We start from the raw sequence: 22,777 nt of genomic DNA, 5'->3' as shown, positions 1-22,777 counted from the left end.
GGACACGGCGGGGAGACGGCCCGGCCCCGTCCCCCTTGGCGGTACCCATGCGTCGGCGTCTCACGATTCTCGGGCTGGCGGTCGCGAGCAGCGCCGGGCTGGCCCTGCTCGCACCGGCGGCGACCGCCGCACCCGCGCCGCTGCCCGGCACCGTCTCCTCGGGCAAGATGAAGCTCACCGTCCGCGCCGCGCCGACGGCCGCCTCGGCCGCCGTCGGCTTGCTGCGCAACGGGGCGAAGCTCGCCCTGGTGTGCTCGGTGGCCGGCCCGAGGACCAAGGGCAAGGTTCGCACCACCGACCGGTGGGACCGGCTCGCCGGCGGCGGCCACGTGTCCGACGCGTACGTGAGCCGCCGCAAGGCCCCGCCGTCCTGCCCCACCCCGGTGGTCACGCCGACCCCGTCCCCGACGGTGCCGCTGTCGCCCACGCCCACACCCGTGATCGTGCCGCCGACCGGCGCCGTGGCCGTCGGCACCTGGGTCGCCCCGGTGCCGGGCAAGGGCACCAGCGGCTTCCGCACCGTCTCCCGCCCCACCCACGACGGCATCGACATCATGGCCGCCCGCGAGACCCCGATCCGTGCCACCGCCGCCGGCACCGTCATCACCGTCGTGTGCAACACCTCCGGCCCGTCCTGCGACGTCGACGGCTCACCCGGCATCAAGGGCTGCGGCTGGTACGTCGAGATCCACCACGCCGGCGACATCACCACCCGGTACTGCCATATGATCCGCCGCCCCGACGTCACGGTCGGCCAGCAGGTGACGGCGGGGCAGACCATCGGCTCCGTCGGCACGTCCGGCAACTCGTCCGGCCCGCACCTGCACTTCGAGGTCCACTTCGGCCGCCCCGCCACCCGCCTCAACGCGATCGACCCGGTCCCCTTCATGCGCACCGCCGGCGCCCCCGTCGCCTGAAGGGCATGACGACGTCGCGGTGATCACGGCGGAGGGGCTCGACGAGGCGCAGCGGCGATTACCATCGGTCGATGACCGTCACGCCGTCAACGCATGCCGTCAGCCAGTACGCGACCACGACCGGCAACCTCACCGCCCGCATCGCGCTGCACGCCTACGGCACGAACGCGCAGGACTGGTTCTCCTGGCTGGACGAACGGCTTCCCCTCGCGGGCGACGTCCTCGAAGTCGGTGCCGGCACCGGCAAGCTGTGGACCCACGTCGATCACGTCGGACGCGGGCTCAGCCTCACCCTGACCGACTTCTCGCCGGCCATGTGTGCACAGCTGCGCACGGTCCCCGGCGCCCGGGTCCAGCAGTGCGACGCGACCGACCTGCCGTTTCCCGACGGCAGCTTCGACACCGTCATCGCCAATCACATGCTCTACCACCTCGACGACCCCGGCGCCGCGCTCCGCGAGTTCGCCCGGGTGCTCCGTCCCGGTGGGCGGCTCGCCATCGCCACCAACGGCAGCGACCACCTCGACGAACTCAACGTCATCGGACCCGCCATCGGCCGCCCGGAGCTTGCGCTCGCCGCCACGCAGAACGACTTCACCGCTCAGGCCGGGCCCACCTACGTGGCCCGCTCCTTCACCGCCGTCACCGTCGAGCGCTACCACTGCGACCTCGACATCCCCACCGCCGAGCCGATCCTCGCCTACCTCGACAGCCTGGCGGACGACCCGCTCACGCCGCAGCAACGATCGGCCGCTCGGGATCTCGTCCAGGCGCGGATCGACGCTGACGGCAGCTACCGCGTCGGCAAGCACACGGTGCTGATCACCGCCGCGCGCTGAGCACCCGCGTCAGACCTGCCGGTCGTTGCGGTGGCGGCCCAGGGCGCGGCCGTACCGTTCGGCGATCCCCGGCATGAGACTCTCGCCGTCGGCCGGGCGGTCCAGGCCGAAGACGTAGCCGGGGAAGTCCAGCTCCCGCTGCGCGGCCCAGATGCCGTCATGGTCCTCGGCGGGGAGGATGCGGAGCGGATCGCCGACCGCTACCCAGCCGATGGGCACCATGGAGTCGGGTGGCAGCACCGTGCGGAGGTGGACGAGGCCGTTGATGCGGATCTCGCTGCGGGTGCCGATGCTGGCGCCGTTGAACACGCGGCTGCCGGTGGCCAGGAACACCTCGTCGTCCACCTGGCAGCCGGTCAGGCAGGAGGTGGGTCCGACCAGGACCTGGCGGCCCAGTCGCAGGGGGTCGCGGCGGGTGCCGCGCAGGACGGCGTTCTCCATGATGATGCAGTCCTCGCCGATCTCGACCGGGCCGCCCTCGGCGGTGAGCACGGCGCCGAACAGGACGCGGCAGCCCGGCCCCACCCGGACATCCCCACTGAGGGTCGCCGTCGGCGCGACGTAGGCGGTGGGGTCAACGGTCGGGGAACAGCCCTCGTGCTCAATCAGCATGGGGTCGATGATGCCGCAGCCCGGCGATCGTCGTCAGGCCGTGAGCCGGGGGGTGTCGTAGAAGGACGGTGGTCCGTCGGCGTGGAATTCGACCCCGGCGAACGGCGGGTGTGCCCCGAACGGTGACAGGAATCGGATGACGGTGCCGTCCGGGTCGGGCAGGTCGAGTTGCACGCCGCCGCCGGGCCCGCGATCGATGAGCGGTCCGTGCTCGACGTCGAGGTCGTCGAAGCGGCGCACCAGGTCTTCGAGGACCGTCACCGCCGCGACGCCGAAGCTGAACAGGTCGAAGCCGGGGAACTCCGGCTGCCCGGAGACCACCGCCCGGTCCCGCAGTCCGATCAGGAATCGTTCGTGTTCGTCGGTGAGCACCGCGCCGCGGACGACGCCCTCCTCGACGAACTCCCAACTCAGCCGCAGGTCGAGCACCCGGATGTACCAGGCGACGCTGCGCCGCAGGTCGGTGACCGGGATCTTGACCTGCAGGATTCGCTCGATGCCGATGCTCATGGCCGGGATCCTCGCATCCCGGCCGGCCGCCTGGAGGTCGGTCGCGGCCGGGACTTCTCGCCCCTACCGCCTGGGACATCGGGCTCGGGATCGTGGCAGTGAAACCAAACCGACCGAGGAGTTCATGATGCGCGATCCGAAAGCAACCGGCCGCCTGCTCGTGCTGGCCCTGGTCCCCTTCCTGGCCTGGTTCGTCCTGGCCATGGCGACGCTGGCGCAGACCGGCTACAACAACTCCGCCGACTTCACGCCGGGCGTCCTGGCCGACGTCCGCCTGCAGTGGGTCGCCATCGCCATCCTGTACGCGCTGGCGGTGCTGGCGGGAGCGGCCGGGATGGCGATGGTCGCGACCTCTCCCGGCCTGACCGTCGCGACCCGGATCGCATCCGGCGTCTCGGCGGTCGCGATCACCGGGAACCTCGTGCTGGCCCTGTCGATGGCCGGGTCCACGACGGCGAAGCTCTCCGACAACTCGCTGTGGGGCCCGTCGCTGTGGCTGAGCATCATCTCCATCTGGGCCGCGCTGGCCGCCGTCGTCCTGACCGGCGTGGGGCTGCGCCGGACGGGCGTCCTGCGACGCACCGGACTGGTGGTGGCGATCATCGCGGGCGTCATCCTGCTGGCGGACCTCGCTCTGGGCGGGGCGTTCCCTCCGCTGGTCGTCGGGTTCTTCTGGCTGGCGATCGGGATCGGCCTGGTGCGCCGTCCGGTGACCGCAACAGTCCAGCCGGTAGCCTCCACGGCATGAGCTCCGAGGCCACGATCGGCTCGGCCGGGCGCGCGCTGCGCCTGGGCCGGGCCGCCGTGCTGACGGCGATCGGGCTGCTGCTGGCCGGGTTCGTCGCGGGGCTGATCGTCTGGGGCCACCACGCCGACGAGGCGTCCCCTGCCTGGGTCGCGCCGGAGGGCTGGTCGGCCGGTCAGCTGCGCGACGTGCTCGGCGGCTGGGCACTGCCGCAACGCTGGTACGTCGGCTACTTCCTGCTGCTGGAGCTGATGCTGACCGCGGTCAGCGTGGTCGCCGCCGGGTTCGTGCTGCGCGGGCGGCTGTCGTGGATGCGGCTGTACCTCGCCTTCGTGCTGGTCCTGTTCGCGGTCGCGGGCGGCGGCGTCCCCTACGTCATCGGCAGTCTCGTTCCGGCCCTGGCCGACCCGGCCGGGCTGCTGCAGGGGCTGGCCTGGATCGGCCTGTTCCAGCTCGCCTACGTGTTCCCCGACGGCCGGTTCGTGCCGCGGTGGGGCCGCTGGTTCGCGGCCGGCTGGGCGGCGTACCTGGTCGCGTCGGTCGCCGTGCCCGCGTTGGCGGGCAGCCCGGCCGAGGCGGTGATCCTGTTGGTGCTGTTCGGCAGCTGCGCGGTCGCCCAGATCTACCGCTACGCACGCGTCTCCGGACCGCAGGAACGACGCCAGACCAAGCTGGTGATGTTCGCGGTCGCGCTGCGGTTCGCGCTGACGATCGCGTACGCGACCACGCCGTTGCTGCGGATCCAGAACGAGACCAGTTCCCGGGGCCTGGCCGTGTACGTCTTCCTGATGCTGGTCAGTTACGTGATGGCGGCGCTGCTCCCGGCCGCGATCGCGGTCGCGATCGTGCGGCACCGGTTGTTCGACGTCGACGCCGTCATCAGTCGCACGCTGCTGTTCGTCATCCTGACCGGGTTCGTCGTCAGCGTGTACGCCGTCGTCGTGGCCGGGGTGGGCGCCCTGTGGCCGACCGACCGGACCATCGCGGGCCCGTTGCTGGCGGCCGGGATCGTGGCCGTCGTCTTCAACCCCGTCCGCGAACGCGTGCAGCAGGCGGTCGGCCGGGTCGTCCATGGCGAACGGGGCGACCCGTACGGTGTGCTGTCGCGGCTGGGCCGCCGCATGACGGAGATCGTCGAACCGGATCAGGTCGCGCCGGCCATTGTGGACGCCGTCGGCCGGGCGCTCAACGCTCCCTACGTGGCGATCCACCTCGACGGCGAGCTGACCGCCTCCATCGGGACGTCCACCGCCGAGCTGGAATCCGTCGACCTGACCTATCAGGGCAGCCAACTGGGTCGGCTGGAGATCGCCGGCCCGCTCGACCGCCTGGACCGGCGGCTGATCGCCGACCTGGCCGACCACTGTGGCGCCGCCCTGTCCGCCGCCCGGGAGTCGGCCCGGACCCGGCGGCTGGCCGCCGACCTGCAGCGGGCCCGGGAGAAGCTGGTCGCCGCCCGGGAGGAGGAGCGCCGCAGGATCCGCCGCGACCTGCACGACTCCCTCGGTTCGGCACTCGGCAGCCAGGCGCTGACCATCGACGCCGCCCGGTCGATGATCGGCAGCGACCCGGCGACCGCCGACATGATCCTCGGCGAGCTCAAGACGCAGAGCCAGCAGGCGTTGCAGGAGGTCCGGCGGCTGGCCCGCGAGCTGCGCCCGCCCGTCCTCGACGAACTCGGCCTGGCCGCCGCGCTTGAGCACGCCGCCGAGCAGCACCGCACGTTCGGTCTGGACGTGACCGTCGACGACCTTCCCGGGCTGCCCGCCGCGGTGGAGGTCGCCGCGTTCCGGATCGTGCACGAGGCGCTGACCAACGTCGCCAGGCATGCCGGCGCGGCGACCGTCCGCCTGCGGGTCACCGTCGACGGCGACGCGTTGTGTCTCCAGATCATCGACGACGGTGCCGGCCTGCCGGCCGGCGTGCGTCCCGGCGTCGGCACCCTGTCGATGCGCGAGCGCGCCGAGGAACTCGGCGGGACGCTGCACATCGGTGCCGCCACCGGTGGCGGCACCGTCGTCACCGCCCGGCTGCCGGTGCGATCGGAGTGACCATGTCCGTCATCCGCGTGCTGCTGGCCGACGACCATCCCATGTTCCGCTACGGGCTGCGGGCCGCACTCTCCTCCGATCCGGCGGTCGAGATCGTCGGCGAGGCCAGCGACGGGGCCGACGCCGTCCGGCAGGCGGTCGAGCTGGGCCCGGACGTCGTCGTCATGGATCTGACGATGCCGCAGCTCAACGGGGTCGAGGCGACCCGCCGCATCCTGCAGCGGAGACCCGAGGTCGCGATCCTGGTGGTGACCATGTTCGACGACAGCGCCTCGGTGCTGGCCGCCGTCCGCGCGGGCGCCCGCGGCTATCTCGTCAAGGGCGCCGATCGGGACGAGATGCTGCGCGCCGTGCACGCGGCCGCGGCCGGAGACGCCATCTTCAGTTCGGCCGCCGCCCAGCACCTCGCCCAGCAGGTGTCGGCACCGGCCCGGCCCATTCGTACCCCGGGGGTCCTGGCCACCCTCACCGTCCGCGAACACGAGATCCTCGAGCTGGTCGCGGCCGGTCTGACCAACACCGCGATCACCGACCGGCTCGGCGTCAGCCCGAAAACGGTGCGCAACTACATCTCGACGATCTTCGCCAAGCTCGGCGTCGAGACCCGGGCCGAGGCAATCGACAAGGCCCGCGCAGCCGGGTTGTGAGGAGGGTACGGGCCATGGACGATCAGACCGGGCGATGGCGCGAGCTGAACCAGGCTTCCTGGGACGAACGGGTGCATGTTCATCTCCGCGGGCCGTTCTACGACGTGGCGGGGTTCCGCGACGGACGCGATTCGCTCAAGGACTTCGAGAAGGTCGAGGTCGGGGACGTCACCGGCAAGCGACTGCTCCACCTGCAGTGCCACTTCGGACTGGACACACTGTCGTGGGCGGCGCGCGGGGCGCGTGCGGTGGGGCTGGACTTCTCGCCCGCGGCCATCGAGGCGGCCACGGGTCTGGCGGCCGAGCTGCACCTCGACGCGCGGTTCGTCACGGCAGACGTCTACCACGCGGTCGCGGCCATGGCGGGCCAGACGTTCGACATCGTCTACACCGGCTTCGGCGCGCTGAACTGGCTACCGGACCTGCCGCGCTGGGCGGGGCTCGTCGCGGAGCTGCTCGACCACGGCGGATTCCTGTACCTCGCCGAGTTCCATCCGTTCAGCTTCATCCTCGACGACCAGACGGGCCGGACCGTCACCCATGACTACTTCGACGAGGGCCCGCACCTCTCCGGCGGGTCCGGCACGTATGCCGACGAGACGGCCGTGACCGAGCACAACGTGACGATCGAGTGGGAACACATGCTCGGATCCGTGGTCTCCGCGATCGCGGCCGCGGGACTGTGCATCGAGTTCCTGCACGAGCACGACCACACCTTCTACCTGCAACGGCAGTCGCTGCAGCGGGATCCCGGGGAGATCTACCGGCACCCTGCCGCCGCGCCGCGCTATCCGCTGACCTATTCCCTCCGCGCACGCAAGCCCTGAATGATCCCGACATGGTTGTTGACGACCTCACCGGCAAGCCAGCGACGGGATCAGCCGCGAGTGCTCCGTCGCTCCGTCCGCTTCGCCGGCCACGCCGGTAGCGCATCACACCACCGGGCAAGCAGCAACGAGGACCATCACCATCGGGCAGGCCCACCGCCCACGCATCCAGCCATCCCACTGATGCGGCACAGCACTAAGGTGCCTGGGTGACCAGCGAAACAGCCCGGCTCATCAGCTACCGCAAGTTCGACGGCGACCACGTCACCCTGAGCACGCTGTCCGAGCCGGCGCCCGTCAACGGCCTCGGCCCGGTGGTCCGGGTGTCGCTCTACGACCAGCGCACCTACAGCGGCCCGACCGCCTCGCTCGTCCTCGGCGACGACGCGGAGCAGCGGCTCACCGCCGCCCTCGCCCGCCTCGAGGTGCCCGGCGCCGCCAGAGCCGCGCTCGCCGCGCCGCTCAGCGAGCTGCACTGGCTGGACGCGGACCAGTACCGGCGCGAGGCCGTCGACCTGCTCACCGGCGCCTACCGGGCGCTGGGCCGCGACGCCCTGGCCGGCATCGCCGAGGTCCACGCCGCCCACCGCGACCTGCCGTCGGTGGACGTCCTGTACTGACGGGCGCGCCCGGTCACCGTCGTGGGCCTTCGGCCGTCGCGGCGAGGGGCGTAAGCGCCGTCAGCGTCGTGGGCCTTCGGCCGTGGCGGCGACGAAGGCGCGCACCCGCTCGGTCGTGCGCACCGTGCGCCACACCGGTCCCCACCGCAGCGGCGGGGCGTCGTGCAACGGCACGTACGCGACGTCCGGGCGGGCGTGGAAGCGGGTGGCGTGTTCGCCGACGACGAAGACGCCCTGCCCGGCCCCGATCAGCGTCAGCACCTCCTGGAACGTCTGCGCCGACGGCCCGTCCACGATCGGGCGGCCACCGGGCGTGCGCCGGGCCGGGTCCGGCCGGTACTCCGGGATGGAGCACGGCGCGACGAGCAACGGGCTGCCGGCGAGATCCTCGACCGAGGCCGAGGGCCGGCCGGCAAGCGGGTGCCGGGCCGGGACGGCCAGCATGCGTGGCTCGGACAGCAGCACCGGGCCGCAGGTCAGGTCGGGCTCGTCGAACGGGAAGCAGCCGAACAGCAGGTCCAGCTCGTCCGCGCGGAGCCGCTCGACGGCGCCGGCGAACTGGACCTCGTGCAGGCGGACCTCGCAGCCGGTGTGGCGCCGCCGGAAGCGTTCGGCGCCGTCGACGACGAGCTGCCCGGTGGCCGCGCCGACGAACCCCACGCGCAGCACGCCGGTCAGGCCGCGCCCGTCGGCCACGGCCCGGACCAGGGCCGCGGTGACCTGGTCGTAGGCCGGGCGCAGATCCTCGTACAGCCGCCGGCCGGTCCCGGTGAGCGCCACCCGGCGGCTGGTCCGCTCGAACAACGGGACACCGACCCGCCGTTCCAGCACCCGGATGGTCTGGCTGACCCGGGCGGTCGTGCGCCCCAGCCGCTCGGCGGTGCGGCCGAAGTGCAGCTCCTCGGCCAGGGCCAGGAAGGTCTCGATCTCGTGCCGTTCCACTCGCGTCTCCATGATCGTCAAGCCATGCTTCACGATCGTTGCACGGATCGGCGTTGTTCGGCCGGTGCCGGTGGGCGACGGTGGACGACATGTACGTCACAGACAACCGCGCACTGTCCGCCACCGACGCCGGGGCCCTCGCCGCCGAGCTGCGCGACCGCACCGAGGTGATCGACGCCGTGTACCGCTTCGGCCTGGGTCAGGACCTCCGTGACCGCGACCTGTTCGCCTCGGCGTTCGCCGGCGACGCCGAGCTGGACTTCGGCCCCGCGGCGGCCCGCTGGGGTGGGCAGGCGCCGCTCATGACCGGGCGGGACGCCATCACCGGCACCATCCTGGCGCTGTTCGCCGGGCGGGTCGACACCACCCACGTGGTCACCAACCCGCGCGTCCGCATCGACGGTGACGCCGCCCGGCTCACGGCCGTCGTCGAGGCGCAACACCTGCTCACCGCCGACCACGGCACACACGCGCTGCTCAAGAACCTCTACGACGTCGACCTGGTCCGCGACGGCGCCCGCTGGGTCATCCGGCGGATGCGCATCGAGAACGTCTGGTACACCGGCGACCCCAAGTCGATCTTCGGGTAGTACGATCGCCGTCCCGGGCGACAGTGCACGGTGAGCCCCGAGGATGCACGCACAGACCCTTCGGTGGCGTCCCGGCCCGTCTAGCGTCGCGCGGGGGCGGGAGGAGGTGCCGGATGCACGGGCGGGACGAGGAGCTGGCCACCGTGGAGCGGCTCCTGGCCGAGGCCCGGGCGGGACGCGGGGCGGCACTGGTGATCCGCGGCGACGCCGGGATCGGCAAGACGATGCTGCTGGCGGCGGCCCAGCAGGCCGCGGCCGGGGCCGGGATGGCGGTGCTGCAGGCGAACGGCGCCGAGGCCGAGTCCGCGCTGCCCTTCGCCGGGCTGCACCAGCTGCTCGGCCCGCTCCTCGGCGACCTGGGCGCGCTCACGCCGCGGCTGCAGCGCACCCTGCGCAGCGCGTTCGGGCAGGACGACGAGCGGCCCGACTGGTTCACGGTCGGGCTGGCGGTCCTGGAGCTGCTCGGCGACCGGGCCGCCCGCACGCCGCTGCTGCTCGTCGCCGAGGACGCGCACTGGCTCGACCCGGAGACCCTCAACGTGCTCGTCTTCGTCGCCCGCCGGCTGGCCGGCGAGCCGATCGCCGCCGTCCTGGCCGTGCGGACCCAGCCGGCCGGCGTGCTCACCGGCACCGGCCTGGGCCAGCTGACCCTTGGCGACCTCGACGACGGCGCGGCGGCGCGGGTGCTGGCCGACCACGCCCCGCACCTGTCGCCGCCGGCACGGGACTGGGTCCTGGCGCAGGCGGCCGGCAACCCCCTGGCGCTGGTCGAGCTGCCCCGTTCGATCCAGGCACAGGTCGAGCTGCCGTCGGAGCTGGTGCCGCTCAGCGAGCGGCTGGAGACCGCGTTCGCCGGCCGGTTCGCGCAGCTGCCCGCCGGGACCCGGGCGGCGGTGGCTGCGTTCTCGGCCGACCCGAACTGCCCGGTGCCGACGCTGCTGGCCGCGGCGCGGGCCACGACCGGGACCGCCGTCACCCCGGCCGCGTTCCAGCCGGCGATCGACGCCGGCCTGCTGCAGGTGCAGGGGCGGCGGCTGCGGTTCCGGCATCCGCTGATGCGCTCCGCGGTGTACCGCTGCGTCACCGAGTTCGACCGGCTGACGATCCACGCCGTCCTCGCCGACGCGCTCGCCGACGACCCGGACCGGCGGGCCTGGCACCGCAGCGCCGCGACCCTCGGCCCGGACGAGGAGGCCTGCGCCGAGCTGGAGGCGGCGGCCGTCCGGGCGCTGGGCCGTGGGGCGGTGCGCGCGGCGGTCGGCGGCCTCGGCCGGGCCGCCGAGCTGACCGGGAGCCCGCAGCGCCGCTCGGCGCTGCTGCTGCAGGCGGCCGAGCTGGCCTCGACGGAGGACCTGGGCCTGGCCGCCGGACTGGTCGGCCGGGTCGAGCTGCTCGCCGGCGCCGCCGACCGGGCGCGCCTCGCGCTGGTCCGGGACACGATCGAACCCGCCGGCGTCGCCGACGCGGCCCGGATCCACCGGCTGTGTGACCACGCCGCCGAGGCGCACGCCGCGGGGGAGACCGGGCTGGCCGCGCTGCTGTGCTGGCGGGCCTCGCTGTGCTGCTGGTTCGCGGGCCTGCCGGATGCGGTCGGCGCGCGGATCACCGCCGTGCTCGGCACCCTCGGCCTGCCCGCCGACGAGCCGATCGGCCTGGCGATCCAGGCCCACGCCCAGCCCGACGCGCTCGGGCCCGGCGTGCTGCACCAGCTGCCCCGCCTGGTGCCGGACCGGGCGGACGCCGACGGGATGCGCTACCTCGGCAGCGCCGCGCTCACGCTCGGCGACTTCCCGTCGGCCGCGTCGTTCATGAGCACCGCGGCCGCCAACTACCGCGCGCAGGGCCGGGCGACGCTGCTGACCCGCCCGCTCGCCGTCGCCGGCTACGTCCGGCTGTGGCTCGGCGGGTGGCCGGCGGTCCGCGCCGACCTGGAGGAGGCCGAGGCGCTCGCCGAGGAGACCGGCGACCCGTTCTGGATGGTGACGGCGCGGGCCAGCCGGGCGATGCACGACGCCCTGACCGGCAACCACGCCGCCGCGCTGAACCTCGCCGACGACATCACCGCGAGCCCGGCCACGGCCGGGGTCCGGGCGGCGGCCGGCGCGGCCCAGCACGCCCGCGGCATCGTGGCCAACGCCGAGGGCCGCCACGACGAGGCCCTCGACCTGCTGCTGCGGATGTACGCCCCGGCGGATCCGGCGTACCAGCCGGACATGCACGGGTGGGCGCTGCCGGACCTGGCCGACGCCGCCGCCCGCACGGGGCGGCCCGGCGAGGCCCGCGGGATCGTCGAGGCGGCCGGGGAACGTGCCGCCCGGCTGCCGTCGCCGATGTTGCTGCGCTGCCACGCCTACGCATCCGCCGTCCTGGCCGTCGCGGACGGCGCTGACGCCGGGGCGGCGTTCGACCGGGCCCGGGCGATGGACCTGGCGGCCTGGCCGGTGCACCGGGCGCGGCTGGATCTGGCGTACGGCACGTGGCTGCGCCGCCGCAAGCGGATCCTCGAGTCGCGGGTCCCGCTGCGCGCGGCCCGGGACGGCTTCGACACGCTCGGTGCCGTCGCGTGGGGGCGGCTCGCCCGGGAGGAGCTGCGCGCGGCCGGCGAGGAGAGCACCAGCCGGGCGGTGCCGCAACGGGAGCGCCTGACCGCGCAGGAACTGCAGACCGCGATGCTGGCGGCGGCCGGGCTCAGCAACCGCGAGATCGGGCAGCGGCTCTTCGTGTCGCACCGCACGGTGAGCTCGCACCTGTACCGGATCTTCCCGAAACTCGGCATCACCGGCCGCTCGCAGCTGCGCGACGCCCTGGAGGCCCTCGCTCAAACCACCTGACGGAGCGCAGTGCGCCTGACGGGATCAGGCGCGGAAGGTGCGGCGGCGGGTGTCCGGCGGTCCGCTGGAAGTGGCGGCGCAGCGTTGTCGTCCGGTACACCGGCGACCCGAAGTTGATCTTCGGATCGAACGGTCGCGTCCCGGGGCTATGCTCGCGGGGTCACGTCCAGGGTTCCGGGGGATCAGTCAGCGGTGTGGTTCGCGATATTGGGGCCGCTGCGGGTGTCGCGCGACGGCGAGGCGGTGCCGGTCGGCGGGCCGAAGCAGCGGGCGCTGCTGACCCTGCTCCTGTTGCGGGCCAACCGGGTCAACACCACGGACTGGCTGGTGGACGCGCTGTGGGACGGGGCGCCGCCGCCGAGCGCCGAGGTCACCCTGCGCACCTACGTCGCCGCGCTGCGGCGGGCCCTCGAGCCGGGCCGGGGTGCGCGGGCGCAGGGCCGGATCCTGGTCGGCCACGACGGCGGCTACGAGCTGCGGGTGGCCGGCGACGCGATCGACGCCGTGCGGTTCACGGAGCTGTCGGCGGCGGGCGCGCGGGCCCTCGCCGAGGGCGATCCGGTCGCCGCCGAACGGCACTACACGCAGGCCCTTGCGCTGTGGCGCGGCGGCCTGGCCGCCGGCGACCTGGCGGCGGTGCGGGCCGAGACGGCCCGGCTCGCCGAGACGCGCCTCGCCGCTGAGGAGGGCCGCTGCACCGCCGCGGTCGCCGCCGGCCGGCACCTCGCCGTGCTGCCCGACCTGCGGCGCTACGTCGCCGAGCAGCCGGCCCGGGAAGCGGCGCGCGGGCAGCTGATGCTGGCGCTGTACCGGGCGGGGCAGCAGACCGAGGCCCTGGCCGTGTACGACGAGGGCCGCCGGTTCCTGGCGGCGGAGTTCGGCGTGGAGCCGGCCGCCGAGCTGCGCGCCCTGCACCACCAGATCCTCGGCCACACGGTTCCCCGCACGGCGCCGCCGCTGCGCGGGCTCGTCGGGCGGTCCGCGGAGCTGGAAGCCCTGGCGGCGCACCTCGACGGGGCGCGGCACCCCAGCGGCGGCGGGCGGATGGTGGCCGTCGTCGGCGAGGCCGGGATCGGCAAGACGACCCTCGCCGCCGCCGTCGCCGACCGGGCCGCGGCGGTGGGGATCCCGGTGGTGTGGGGCCGCTGCCCCGACGTCGGCCAGGCGCCGCCGTTCTGGCTGTGGAGCCAGGTCGTGCGGGGACTGCTCGCCCTGCCGCACACCGATGACGTTGCCGCGCTGGCCGGATTCGTCGAGGGACAGTCTCCTGAGGACGGCGGACCCGACCCGGCCGCCCGGTTCCGCGCCTATGACGCCGTGTCCGAGCTGATCCGTGCCGCCGCCGGACCGGCGGGGCTGCTGCTCGTCCTGGACGATGTGCACGCGGCCGACCCCGATTCGCTGCTGCTGACGCGGTACCTGACCACGACCGTCCACACAGGACGGGCGCTCGTGCTGGCGACGTTGCGGCCGTACGAGCACGACCCGGGGCTCGTCGCGACCCTCAACGACCTGGCCCGAGGCCGCGGATCCGGGCAGCTGCGCCTCGGCGGGCTCGACCCCGCCGGCGTCGCGGACCTGGTCGCGGACCGGACCGGCGGGCCGGCGCCGGACGACCTCGTCCGGCGGCTCGCCGACCGTACCGGCGGCAACCCTTTCTTCCTCACCGAGCTGCTCGCCGCGCCCGATCGGCCGCTGCCGCCGAGCGTCCGCGATGCCGTCCGGCTCCGGCTCGACGGACCCGACCCGGCCGCTCGTGAGTGCCTGGACGTGCTCAGCGTCGCCGGCCGGGAGCTCGACCTGCACCTGCTGCGGGCGGTGACCGGCACCGACGCCGCGCAGCTGCTCGCCGGGCCGGGCGCGGCGCGGCTCGTCACGGAGGCCGGTCCGGGCACGGTCCGCTTCCGGCACCCGCTGCTCGCCGAGGTCACCTACGCCGAGCTGCCGCCACCGCGGCGGGCCACCCTGCACGCCAGGCTCGCCGGCGCGGCCGCGGACCGGGGCGGCCTCACCGCGGGCGAGATCGCGCACCACTATGGGCAGTCGATCGGGCTCGGCCACGCGGCGGACTTCCTGCGGTGGACGGTGCGGGCCGCCGACGATGCGGCCCGGCGCCTGGCCTACGAGGACGCCCTCGCCCACCTCGGCCGGGCCGCGGACCACCTCGCGCCGGACGCCGCGACCTCGCCGGAAGCGGCCGCCGCCGAACTCGGCGTGCAGCTGCGGCGGGCCTCGCTGCTGCAGATCACCGTCGGCGTCGGCAGCGACGCCGTCGCCGGGGCGGCCGCCCGGGCCAGGTGGCTGCTGCCGTACACCGGGCCCGCCACCGACGTGCGCACCGCGCTGTGGACGCTCGGCGAGGTCGCCTGCAACCGGGCCGAGTACGCCGTCGCCGAAGACCTCGCCCAGCGGCTCACCCGCGCGGTGACCTCCGACGACGAGCTGATCGCGGCCGCCGGACCGTACCTGCTCGGCGTCGTGTGCTATTTCACCGGCCGGCTCGGCGAGGCCGACGGGCACCTCAGCACCGCCGTGCAGCGCCTCGCCGCGGTCGACCCGCGACAGCTGCGCGAGCAGGCGGGCCGGACGCCGGCGCTCGCCGCGTACAACTTCCGTGCCCTGGTCCGGTCCCTGCTCGGCGACGCCGGGGCGGCCCGCGCCGACATCGACGCGGCGGCGGCGCTGGCCGAGCGCAGCGACGACGCGTACGGCCGCGCCAACGCCGCCCTCTACGCGGCGTGGACGGCGTTGCAGGAGCACGACGTCGCCGCGGGCCGGGACGCCGCCCGGCGGTGCCGGGAGATCGGCGCGCGGCAGCGCATGCCGCACTTCGTCACCACCGGTGACTTCGTCGCCGAGTGGGCGGCCGTGCGCGGCGGCGAGTATGGCCGGCTCGCCGCGTTGCGAGCCGCCGGTGAGGCCATCCACCGGCTGGGGCTGCGCGCGACCCTGACCATATCGATCGCGGCGATGGCCGACGCGCACCTGGTGGCCGGCGACCCGACGACCGCCGCCCGCCTCGCCGGCGACGGCATCGAGGCGGCCGCCGCCGCAGGCGAACAGGTGCTCACCGCCGAGCTGCGCCGCGTGCGCGGCCTCGCCAACGGCGACGACGAGGACGTCCGGGCCGGCGCCGGGATCGCCGCCGGCCAGGGCGCCCGGCTGCTGCTGGCCCGCATCGCCCAGCGGTAGCCGTCTCCACAGCGGCTCCACACGGTATCCACAGGGCCCTGCTGGACTGTGCGGCATGGACACAGATGTCGTCGTGGTGGGCTGCGGGCCGGTCGGCGCGCTCACCGCCAACCTGCTCGGGATGCGCGGCGTGCGGACCCTCGTCGTGGAGCGCGGCACCGCGCCGCACGGGCAGCCGCGGGCGTTCTCCTGCGACGACGAGGCGCTGCGGGCGTACCAGCAGGCCGGCCTCCGGGACGAGGTCGCCGCCGACATGTACCCGCCGCCGGTCGTCGAGTACGTGAGCGGCAACGGCCGGCCGTTCGCGACGATCGCCCTCGACGAAATCGATTTCGGCCTGGGCAGCGAGCCGCTGCACTTCTTCGACCAGCCGTGGCTGGAGGCGTCGCTGCGCGGCGGGCTCGACCGGTTCCCGCACGTCGAGCTGCGCACCGGCGTGGAGATGACCGGCCTGGAACAGGACTCCGACGGGGTGACCGTCCGACTGAGAGACACCGGGGGCGACAGCACGATCCGGGCCCGGTACGTGCTGGGCTGCGACGGCGCCCGCAGCGCCACCCGGGCGGCGGCGGGGATCGAGCTGAGCGGGACGTCCTACGCCGAGCCATGGCTGGCGATCTCCGGCGACGTCGAGCCCGGCGGGGTGCGGCAACCGCGGACCAGGTTCGTCTGCGACTGGCGCCGTCCCGCGTTCGTGTCGCCCGGCGCGTTCGGCACGCACCGCCTCGAGTTCATGCTCCGCGCGAGTGAGACACCGGAGGAGATGACCCGCCCCGAGACGCTCGAGCGCCTCGTCGCGCCGTACGTCGACCCGGCCCGGTTCACGGTGACCCGCGCCGTGGTGTACACCTTCCATCATCTGGTCGCCGAGCGCTGGCGGGCCGGGCGGGTGTTCCTTCTCGGCGACGCCGCGCACCAGATGCCGCCGTTCCTCGGCCAGGGGCTGTGCAGCGGGCTGCGCGACGCGGCGAACCTGACGTGGAAGTTGGCGATGGTCGTCGACGGCACCGCGGGCGACGACGTGCTCGACTCGTATGAGACCGAACGACGCCCGCACACCGAGGAGATGGCGGTGACGAGCGTCCGGCTGGGCCGGGTCTTCCTGGTCCGCAACCGGGCCGCGGCGTTCCTGCGCGACACCGCGCTGCGCGCCGTGCAGGCCGTCCCGCGGGTCCGCCGGTTCGTGCGGCACTTCGAGTTCAAGCCGGCGCCGGTCCTGCGCAAGGGCCTGCTCGCCGGCGGCACCCGCCGCGGCGCCGTCGGCACCATGTTCCCCCAGCCCAGGGTGTCGGCCGCCGGGGAGGCCGCACCCGTGCGGCTCGACGACGTGCTGGGGGCCGGGTTCGCCGTGATCGGCCCGTCGGTGACCGCCGCGACCGTCTGGACCGGGCCGCCGGCGGCCTTCATCCGCGTCCTGCCGCCGGGCTCCGTCGCGACCGCCGGGTCCGGGGTGCGTGAGGTCGTCGACACCGACGGCGTGCTGACCGCCTGGTTCGCCAGGCACCGGGCCGAGGTGGCGGTGCTGCGTCCGGACCGCTTCGTCTACGCTGCGGCCCTGGACGCACCGCTCACGAGGTGACGGCGCGGAAGGTGCGGCGGTAGGTGTCCGGCGGGACGCCGACGGTCCGCTGGAAGTGGCGGCGCAGCGTCGTCGCCGTGCCCATGCCGGCCGCCGCGGCGATGGTGTCGATGCCGTCGTCCGTGTTCTCCAGCAGCTCCTGGGCGCGGCGGATCCGCTGGGCCAGCAGCCACTGCAGCGGGGTGGTGCCGGTGATCGCGTGGAAGTGCCGGGCCAGATGGCGGGAGCTCATGTTGGCCTGCAGGGCCAGGTCCTCGACGGTGAGCGGCTGGTCCAGCCGGCGCATCACCCAGGGCAGCAGCGCCGACAGGGGATGGCCGTCGTGGTCCGGCACCGGCGTGGTGACGAACTGGGCCTGCCCGCCGGCGCGGTGCGGCGGCACGACCAGCCGGCGGGCGACGACGTTGGCGACCGCCGGTCCGTGGTCGAGACGGACCAGATGCAGGCACAGGTCCATCGCCGCGGCCTTGCCCGCGGACGTGAGCACGCTGCCGTTGTCGATGTAGAGCACGTCCGGGTCGACGCTCACCCGTGGGTACCGCGCGGCGAGCTGGTCCGTGTGGGCCCAGTGCGTGGTCGCCCGCAGCCCGTCCAGCAGCCCGGCGGCGGCGAGGACGAACGCGCCGGTGCACAGGGAGACGACCCGCGCGCCCGCCTCGTGCGCCGCGCGGACCGCCTCGACCAGGTCCGCCGGCGGGTCCACGTCGACGTCCGCGAGCGCGGGGACGATCACGGTGCGGGCGTGCGCCAGGCCGTCGAGCCCGCGGTCCGGCTCCAGCAGGAACCGGCCGACCCGCACGGCGCGCGTGCCGCACACCGCGACGTCGTACCAGGGTCCGCGGACGGCGTCGGGGGCGGGGCCGAAGACCTCGCAGGCCAGAGCCAGCTCGAAATGCAGCATCCCGTCGGTGGCGGCAACCGCGACAGAGGTCATGTCGGAAATTGTACGGGTCACGTCGTTCCGGACACTGGCCCGGTCTGTGCGGCCGGGACAGGATCTCCGGTGTGGATCTTTTGAAGAACGTCGCGGTGTACGGCGCCTCCGGGCACACCGGCCGGTTCGTCGTCGCGGAGCTGGCCGCTCGCGGGTACACCCCGCTCCTGCTCGGCCGGGACCGGGACAAGCTGCTCGCCCTCGGGGCCGGCACGACGCGCCCATTGAAGACGGCCGCCGCGCCGGTCGACGATCCGGACGCGCTCGACCGGGCCCTGGCCGGCGCGGCGGCCGTCATCAACACCGCCGGGCCGTTCGCCACGACCGCCGCGCCGCTGATCGAGGCCGCACTGCGCGCCGGCATCCCGTACGTGGACGTGGCCGCCGAGATCGAGGCGAACCGCGACACGTTCCGCCACTTCACCGACCGGGCGCGCGCCGCGGGCGTCGTCGTGGTCCCGGCGATGGCGTTCTTCGGCGGCCTCGGCGACCTGCTGGTCACCACCGCGATGGGCGACTGGACCGGCGCCGACGAGGTGCACGTCGCCTACGGCCTGAGCAGCTGGCACCCCACCGCCGGCACGCTCGTCGCCGGTGCGGTGTCGGGTCAGCGGCGCGGCGGGCGCCGGGTCCGGTACACCGGCGGCGGGCTGGAGTATCACGACGACGCCCTGCCGACCCTGCGGTGGCCGTTCCCGGCGCCGCTCGGCCCGCGGGACGTCATCGGCGAGTTCAGCATGGCCGACATCGTGACCGTCCCCAGCCACCTGGCGGTGCCGGAGGTGCGCACCTACATGACCACCACGGCCGCCGCGGACCTGTCCGCCGGCGGCGCCGGACCGGTGCCCGTCGACGACCGCGGGCGCTCCGCGCAGACCTTCGTGGTCGACGTCCTCGTGCGTTCCGGCGGCACCGAACGCCGCATCACCGCCGGCGGCCAGGACATCTACGCCATCAGCGCACCGCTCGCGGTCGAGGCCGTCGACCGGATCCTCACCGGCCGCACCACGACCACTGGCGTCGCCGCCGCGGGGGCGGCGTTCGACGCCCCGGACTTCCTGCGCTCGCTGTCCCCGCACCTGTCCGTTTCCTGACCCGTGTGGCGCGGTGCCCTTACGCTCGACGCAAGTTCGTCCGACCGGAGAGGTGGTGGTTGCGATGCAGCCGGCCATGGCTGCGGGTCCGGAGCCCGTGGAGCCGGTGCGGGGGCGCGGCAGGAAGATCCTCCTGTTCGGGCTGCTCGCGCTGATGGCCACGGTCACCGCGCTGGTGGTCACGTTCGTGGTCTTCGTCGCGCCGGCGGCCGGTGCCGCCGGCGGTTGCGGCGGAGGCTGAGGTCACGCCGATCTGGCCGGGGACGCCATCGGGTCTCCGGCCGGGTCCGGCCTCGGCAGCAGGTAGGGCAACCGCTCGGTCAGGAACCGGCGCGGGAACGCGTCCCGCAGGCGCCACAGCCCCGCGTCGACGACGAAGTGCGCCATGAGCAGCCCGGTGTACGCGCCGAACACCGCCCGCGCCGCGATGCCGCCGCCGTGCAGGTGCGAGGCGGTGTTGAGGGCCAGCCCGCCGAGCAGCGCGACGTTGACCAGCACGGCGAGGCTCACCACCGGCCCGAGCCCCGGGCGCGGCGCCCCGGCCACCAGCCCGACGATGAGCAGGTACTGGTACCCGTGCGCGATCGTGAGCCCGGCGACGGCGGCGTAGGGCGAGTCGAACAGGAACACCGGGCCGAAGAAGAGCAGCGAGATCAGGTACACCGCGACGTACTGGACCGGACGCGCCGCGGGCGGTCGCTCCCGCAGCACCACCATTCCTGCGCCGGCGGCGAGCACGAACGCGGCCCCGGCGACCGGGAACAGCCAGCCGGTCCGCAGGTCGACCGCCAGCTGCAGCAGGTCCGGCCGGACCAGCAGGCCGGCGATCCCCGCGCCGCCGGCGGCGACGATGGCGAGGCGTTCCCTCGGGCGCACCGACCCCGCGCCGTGGGCGACGCCGGCCAGTGCGGCCAGGCCCAGGTTCTGCTTCTGGAAGTGGAAGAACTGCCACGCGAAGAACGCCAGCAGCGGCCAGATGAACAGCCGCTCGGGCAGCACCGCGGCGACCGCGGCCGTGCCCACGACCAGGCCGATCGGCGCCCACACGTAGCGGCCCGGGTGCGCGGCGGCGTGCCGGCGCACCTCGGGCACGCTGAAGAACCACCCGGTCGCCGCCACGTGCACCGACGACCCGACGAACAGCAGCCACTGCAGGGCCCGCCCGGGCGGCGCGTCACCGGCCGGGGCGAGCGCGACCGTCACCGCGACCGCGCCCACGGTCAGCGCGATCGTGCCGAGAAGCCACACACGCCGCAGCGAGCCCGTCACACCGCGAGGATAGCGAGGCCCCGCGAATTCGGTGGCACCTCGGGCGCCGGCCCTGGCACAGTCCGCGTCATGTCCGTCGAACTGATCCGTGCCGCCCGCCTGACCGACGCCGTCCCGTATGCCTACGCCTCGGTGGTTCCCGCCGGCGCCCGGCTGATCCACACCGCCGGCGCGTGCCCGATCGACGAGCACGACCGGGTGGTGGCGCTCGGAGACATCGCCGGCCAGGCCCGGCAGGTCATGGACAACCTCGAGGTGGCGCTGCAGGCGGCCGGGGCCGCGTTGACCGACGTCGTGCGCACGACCGTCTACGTTGCCAGCACGGACCAGGCCGACCTCGTCACCGCCTGGGACGTGGTGCGCGCCCGGTTCGGCGACCACGACGCGCCGAGCACGCTGCTCGGCGTCACGGTGCTCGGCTACCGGGGCCAGCTCGTCGAGGTCGAGGCCGTTGCCGTCGCCCCGTGAGCGGGCTGCCTACCCGCGGCGCTCGCCGAACTGCTCGACCTTCTTCGTCGGGCCCGACACGATCAGGGTGTCGCCGCGCTCGATGACGGTGTCCGGCAGGGCCGTCTCGGCCTCCTTGCCGGCGCGCTTGACCGCGACGACGGTGACGCCGTGCTTCGTGCGCAGGCCGAGCTGGGTCAGGGTCTTGCCGATCAGCTCGTCGGGCGGGCAGACCTTCGCGATCGCGTAACCGTCGTCGAGCTCGATGAAGTCCAGCAGCTGGCCGGTGACCAGGTGGGCGACGCGGACGCCCATGTCGGACTCGGGGAAGACGACGTGGCGGGCGCCGACACGCTCCAGGATGCGGCCGTGCTTGGCGGAGATCGCCTTGGCCCAGATCTCGCCGACGCCGAGCTCGGTGAGCGCCAGCACGGTCAGGACGCTGGCCTCGATGTCGGTGCCGATGCCCACGACGGCGCGGCTGAACTCGGTGACGCCGATCTGGCGCAGCGCCTCCTCGTCGGTCGAGTCGGCCTGCACGACGTGGGTGAGCACGTCGGAGAGCTTCTGGACGATCTCGGCGTTCTCGTCGATGCCGAGGACCTCGTGGCCGAGCTCGGTCAGCGACTCGGCGACCTGCCCGCCGAAGCGGCCGAGGCCGATCACCACCACACCGCTCTTGCTCATCGTTGCTCCTGCCGGACGGGTCACCCGATGATCGGTCGCTCCTCGGGCCTGCGGTAGCGCAGCTTCCGGTGTCGCAGCGCGATCGCGGAGGCCACCGTGATCGTACCGACCCTGCCGATGAACATCAGCGCGACGAGCGCCAGCTGGCCGGACGCCGGCAGGGAGCCGGTGATGCCGGTCGACAGGCCGGCGGTGGAGAACGCGGCGGTCGCCTCGAAGAGGACCCGGTCGAACGGGAAGTCCGTGACGAGCAGCAGGGTCAGCGTCCCGAGCGCGACCGTGCCGACGCCGAGCAGCGCGACGGTGACCGCCTGGCGCACGGCCTGCGCCGGCACCCGGCGGGCGCCGACGTTGACGTCGTCCTCGCCCCGGACCTCGGCCCAGATGACGAACGCGAGCAGGAAGAACGTGGTGACCTTGATGCCGCCGGAGGTGCCGGCGCTGCCGCCGCCGATGAACATGAGCACGTTGGTGAGGGCGAGCGTCTCGGGCCGGGCGGCGCCGTAGTCGATGCTGTTGAACCCGGCGGTGCGGGGGGTGACGCCGCTGAACATCCCGCCGACGAGGCTCTCCCGCCAGTTGAGCGGGCCGAGCGTGGCCGGGTTGGACCATTCGAAGGCGGTGATCGCGCCGATGCCGATGAGCAGCAGGATCACCGAGCCCCACACGGTGAGCCGGGTGTGGATCGACCAGTACCGCGGCTTGCGCCACTCCCGGTACAACTCCAGCATCACGGGGAAGCCGAGGCCGCCGAGGATGACGGCGACCGCGACGGTGCCGCAGATCCACGGGTCGCCGACGAAACCCATGAAGCTGTCGGAGTACAGCGAGAAGCCGGCGTTGTTGAACGCACTGACCGCGTGGAAGACGCCGTGCCACAGGGCGGTGCCGAACGAGTCGTCGTAGGCGATGCGGAACCTGGTGGTCAGCACGGCGGCGACGACCAGTTCGAAGCCGACCATCATGGCGAGGACCCGCAGCAGCAGCGCCCGCACCTCGCCGAGGTTCAGCGACCGGGTCTCGGCCTGCGCGACGAGCCGGGTGCGCAGCGCCAGCCGGCGGGACACCATCAGGCCCAGGACGGTCGCGAACGTCATGATGCCGAACCCGCCGACCTGGATGAGGCCGAGGATGATGCCCTGGCCGGTCGGCGACCAGTAGGTCGCGGGGTCGACGGTGCTCATGCCGGTGATGAACACCGACGAGGCGGCGGTGAACAACGCGACCAGCGGCGGCGCCGGCTCGCCGGTGGCCCGGGCGGCCGGGAGCATGAGCAGGCCGGTGCCGACGAGCAGCGCGGCGAGGAACGCCGCCGGCAGCAGGCGGGTGGGGTGCCGCAGGGCACGGAACATGCGGAAGATCCTATGGCCGCGGCGCGCCGTGCACCGGGCAACGACAGGTGCGGCGACCGGACGGCCGCCGCACCTGTTCCCCCGTCAGTTCC

General features: G+C 74.2%; 21 protein-coding genes. 14 read left to right on the top strand and 7 right to left on the bottom strand.

Annotation, left to right across the window (positions count from 1 at the left end):
• Window positions 1–47 precede the first annotated feature (47 nt).
• Entirely contained in the window at window positions 48–917 is an 870-nt protein-coding gene (locus tag ACFPIJ_RS30630) for a M23 family metallopeptidase (protein WP_380120007.1), read from the top strand.
• Window positions 918–988: 71 nt separating this feature from the next.
• Window positions 989–1,756, top strand: a complete 768-nt coding sequence (locus tag ACFPIJ_RS30625) for a class I SAM-dependent methyltransferase (RefSeq protein ID WP_380120005.1) — start codon at window positions 989–991, stop codon at window positions 1,754–1,756.
• Between the two features lie 9 nt (window positions 1,757–1,765).
• Here ACFPIJ_RS30625 and ACFPIJ_RS30620 read toward each other — a convergent pair whose 3' ends face one another.
• Window positions 1,766–2,368, bottom strand: a complete 603-nt coding sequence (locus tag ACFPIJ_RS30620) for a gamma carbonic anhydrase family protein (RefSeq protein WP_380120003.1) — start codon at window positions 2,366–2,368, stop codon at window positions 1,766–1,768.
• Window positions 2,369–2,401: 33 nt separating this feature from the next.
• Window positions 2,402–2,878 (bottom strand): VOC family protein, encoded by a 477-nt coding sequence (locus ACFPIJ_RS30615; protein WP_380120001.1) that lies wholly within the window; start codon window positions 2,876–2,878, stop codon window positions 2,402–2,404.
• 127 nt (window positions 2,879–3,005) lie between these two features.
• Here ACFPIJ_RS30615 and ACFPIJ_RS30610 point away from each other — a divergent pair, with 127 nt between their 5' ends.
• From ACFPIJ_RS30610 to ACFPIJ_RS30590, 5 genes are all read left to right on the top strand, one after another.
• Window positions 3,006–3,626, top strand: coding sequence for a hypothetical protein (locus tag ACFPIJ_RS30610; RefSeq protein ID WP_380119999.1), 621 nt, complete (start codon window positions 3,006–3,008; stop codon window positions 3,624–3,626).
• Window positions 3,623–5,674: a sensor histidine kinase gene (locus tag ACFPIJ_RS30605; RefSeq protein WP_380119997.1), complete on the top strand. Its 2,052-nt coding sequence runs from the start codon at window positions 3,623–3,625 to the stop codon at window positions 5,672–5,674. The genes ACFPIJ_RS30610 and ACFPIJ_RS30605 overlap by 4 nt, the downstream gene beginning before the upstream one ends.
• 2 nt (window positions 5,675–5,676) lie before the next feature.
• Window positions 5,677–6,321, top strand: a complete 645-nt coding sequence (locus ACFPIJ_RS30600) for a response regulator (RefSeq protein WP_380119995.1) — start codon at window positions 5,677–5,679, stop codon at window positions 6,319–6,321.
• A 14-nt stretch (window positions 6,322–6,335) separates the two neighbouring features.
• Window positions 6,336–7,148 carry a class I SAM-dependent methyltransferase gene (locus tag ACFPIJ_RS30595; RefSeq protein WP_380119993.1) on the top strand — a complete coding sequence of 271 codons (813 nt, stop codon included), beginning with the start codon at window positions 6,336–6,338 and terminating at the stop codon, window positions 7,146–7,148.
• Between the two features lie 209 nt (window positions 7,149–7,357).
• Window positions 7,358–7,768 carry a hypothetical protein gene (locus ACFPIJ_RS30590; protein ID WP_380119991.1) on the top strand — a complete coding sequence of 137 codons (411 nt, stop codon included), beginning with the start codon at window positions 7,358–7,360 and terminating at the stop codon, window positions 7,766–7,768.
• A 60-nt stretch (window positions 7,769–7,828) separates the two neighbouring features.
• On the opposite strand, the gene ACFPIJ_RS30585 is transcribed toward ACFPIJ_RS30590, so the two are convergent.
• Entirely contained in the window at window positions 7,829–8,722 is an 894-nt protein-coding gene (locus ACFPIJ_RS30585; RefSeq protein WP_380119989.1) for a LysR family transcriptional regulator, read from the bottom strand.
• Between the two features lie 77 nt (window positions 8,723–8,799).
• Between ACFPIJ_RS30585 and ACFPIJ_RS30580 the strand changes: the two genes are divergently transcribed.
• The 4 genes from ACFPIJ_RS30580 (at window position 8,800) to ACFPIJ_RS30565 (ending at window position 16,902) form a co-directional block, all read left to right on the top strand.
• Entirely contained in the window at window positions 8,800–9,300 is a 501-nt protein-coding gene (locus tag ACFPIJ_RS30580) for a nuclear transport factor 2 family protein (protein ID WP_380119987.1), read from the top strand.
• A gap of 113 nt (window positions 9,301–9,413) precedes the next feature.
• On the top strand, window positions 9,414–12,131 hold the full coding sequence (locus ACFPIJ_RS30575; RefSeq protein ID WP_380119985.1) for an AAA family ATPase: 2,718 nt from the start codon (window positions 9,414–9,416) through the stop codon (window positions 12,129–12,131).
• Window positions 12,132–12,323: 192 nt separating this feature from the next.
• Window positions 12,324–15,323 carry a BTAD domain-containing putative transcriptional regulator gene (locus tag ACFPIJ_RS30570; protein WP_380119983.1) on the top strand — a complete coding sequence of 1,000 codons (3,000 nt, stop codon included), beginning with the start codon at window positions 12,324–12,326 and terminating at the stop codon, window positions 15,321–15,323.
• A 55-nt stretch (window positions 15,324–15,378) separates the two neighbouring features.
• Window positions 15,379–16,902, top strand: a complete 1,524-nt coding sequence (locus tag ACFPIJ_RS30565; protein ID WP_380119981.1) for a bifunctional 3-(3-hydroxy-phenyl)propionate/3-hydroxycinnamic acid hydroxylase — start codon at window positions 15,379–15,381, stop codon at window positions 16,900–16,902.
• On the opposite strand, the gene ACFPIJ_RS30560 is transcribed toward ACFPIJ_RS30565, so the two are convergent.
• Window positions 16,892–17,836, bottom strand: a complete 945-nt coding sequence (locus ACFPIJ_RS30560) for a helix-turn-helix domain-containing protein (protein WP_380119979.1) — start codon at window positions 17,834–17,836, stop codon at window positions 16,892–16,894. The genes ACFPIJ_RS30565 and ACFPIJ_RS30560 overlap by 11 nt on opposite strands.
• Window positions 17,837–17,916: 80 nt before the next feature.
• Between ACFPIJ_RS30560 and ACFPIJ_RS30555 the strand changes: the two genes are divergently transcribed.
• Both ACFPIJ_RS30555 and ACFPIJ_RS30550 read left to right on the top strand, forming a co-directional pair.
• Window positions 17,917–18,930, top strand: coding sequence for a saccharopine dehydrogenase NADP-binding domain-containing protein (locus tag ACFPIJ_RS30555; protein ID WP_380120920.1), 1,014 nt, complete (start codon window positions 17,917–17,919; stop codon window positions 18,928–18,930).
• A 76-nt stretch (window positions 18,931–19,006) separates the two neighbouring features.
• Complete coding sequence (locus tag ACFPIJ_RS30550) at window positions 19,007–19,171, top strand: hypothetical protein (protein WP_380119977.1); 165 nt, start codon at window positions 19,007–19,009, stop codon at window positions 19,169–19,171.
• A 2-nt stretch (window positions 19,172–19,173) separates the two neighbouring features.
• Here ACFPIJ_RS30550 and ACFPIJ_RS30545 read toward each other — a convergent pair whose 3' ends face one another.
• Window positions 19,174–20,199: a hypothetical protein gene (locus ACFPIJ_RS30545; protein ID WP_380119975.1), complete on the bottom strand. Its 1,026-nt coding sequence runs from the start codon at window positions 20,197–20,199 to the stop codon at window positions 19,174–19,176.
• Between the two features lie 69 nt (window positions 20,200–20,268).
• On the opposite strand from ACFPIJ_RS30545, the gene ACFPIJ_RS30540 reads away from it, so the two are divergent.
• The gene (locus tag ACFPIJ_RS30540) at window positions 20,269–20,667 is read left to right on the top strand and encodes a RidA family protein (RefSeq protein ID WP_380119973.1); all 399 of its coding nucleotides are present in this window, start codon (window positions 20,269–20,271) and stop codon (window positions 20,665–20,667) included.
• A gap of 9 nt (window positions 20,668–20,676) precedes the next feature.
• Here the strand turns inward: ACFPIJ_RS30540 and ACFPIJ_RS30535 are convergent, their stop codons facing one another.
• The gene (locus tag ACFPIJ_RS30535; protein WP_380119971.1) at window positions 20,677–21,333 is read right to left on the bottom strand and encodes a potassium channel family protein; all 657 of its coding nucleotides are present in this window, start codon (window positions 21,331–21,333) and stop codon (window positions 20,677–20,679) included.
• Between the two features lie 20 nt (window positions 21,334–21,353).
• Complete coding sequence (locus ACFPIJ_RS30530; protein ID WP_380119969.1) at window positions 21,354–22,685, bottom strand: TrkH family potassium uptake protein; 1,332 nt, start codon at window positions 22,683–22,685, stop codon at window positions 21,354–21,356.
• Between the last annotated feature and the right edge of the window lie 92 nt (window positions 22,686–22,777).

It is taken from the genome of Dactylosporangium cerinum, from assembly GCF_042653625.1.
In the GTDB taxonomy this organism is placed as follows: domain Bacteria; phylum Actinomycetota; class Actinomycetes; order Mycobacteriales; family Micromonosporaceae; genus Dactylosporangium; species Dactylosporangium cerinum.
Note: the sequence above shows the minus strand (reverse complement) of the source record. Positions and strands in the feature narration are given on the sequence as shown.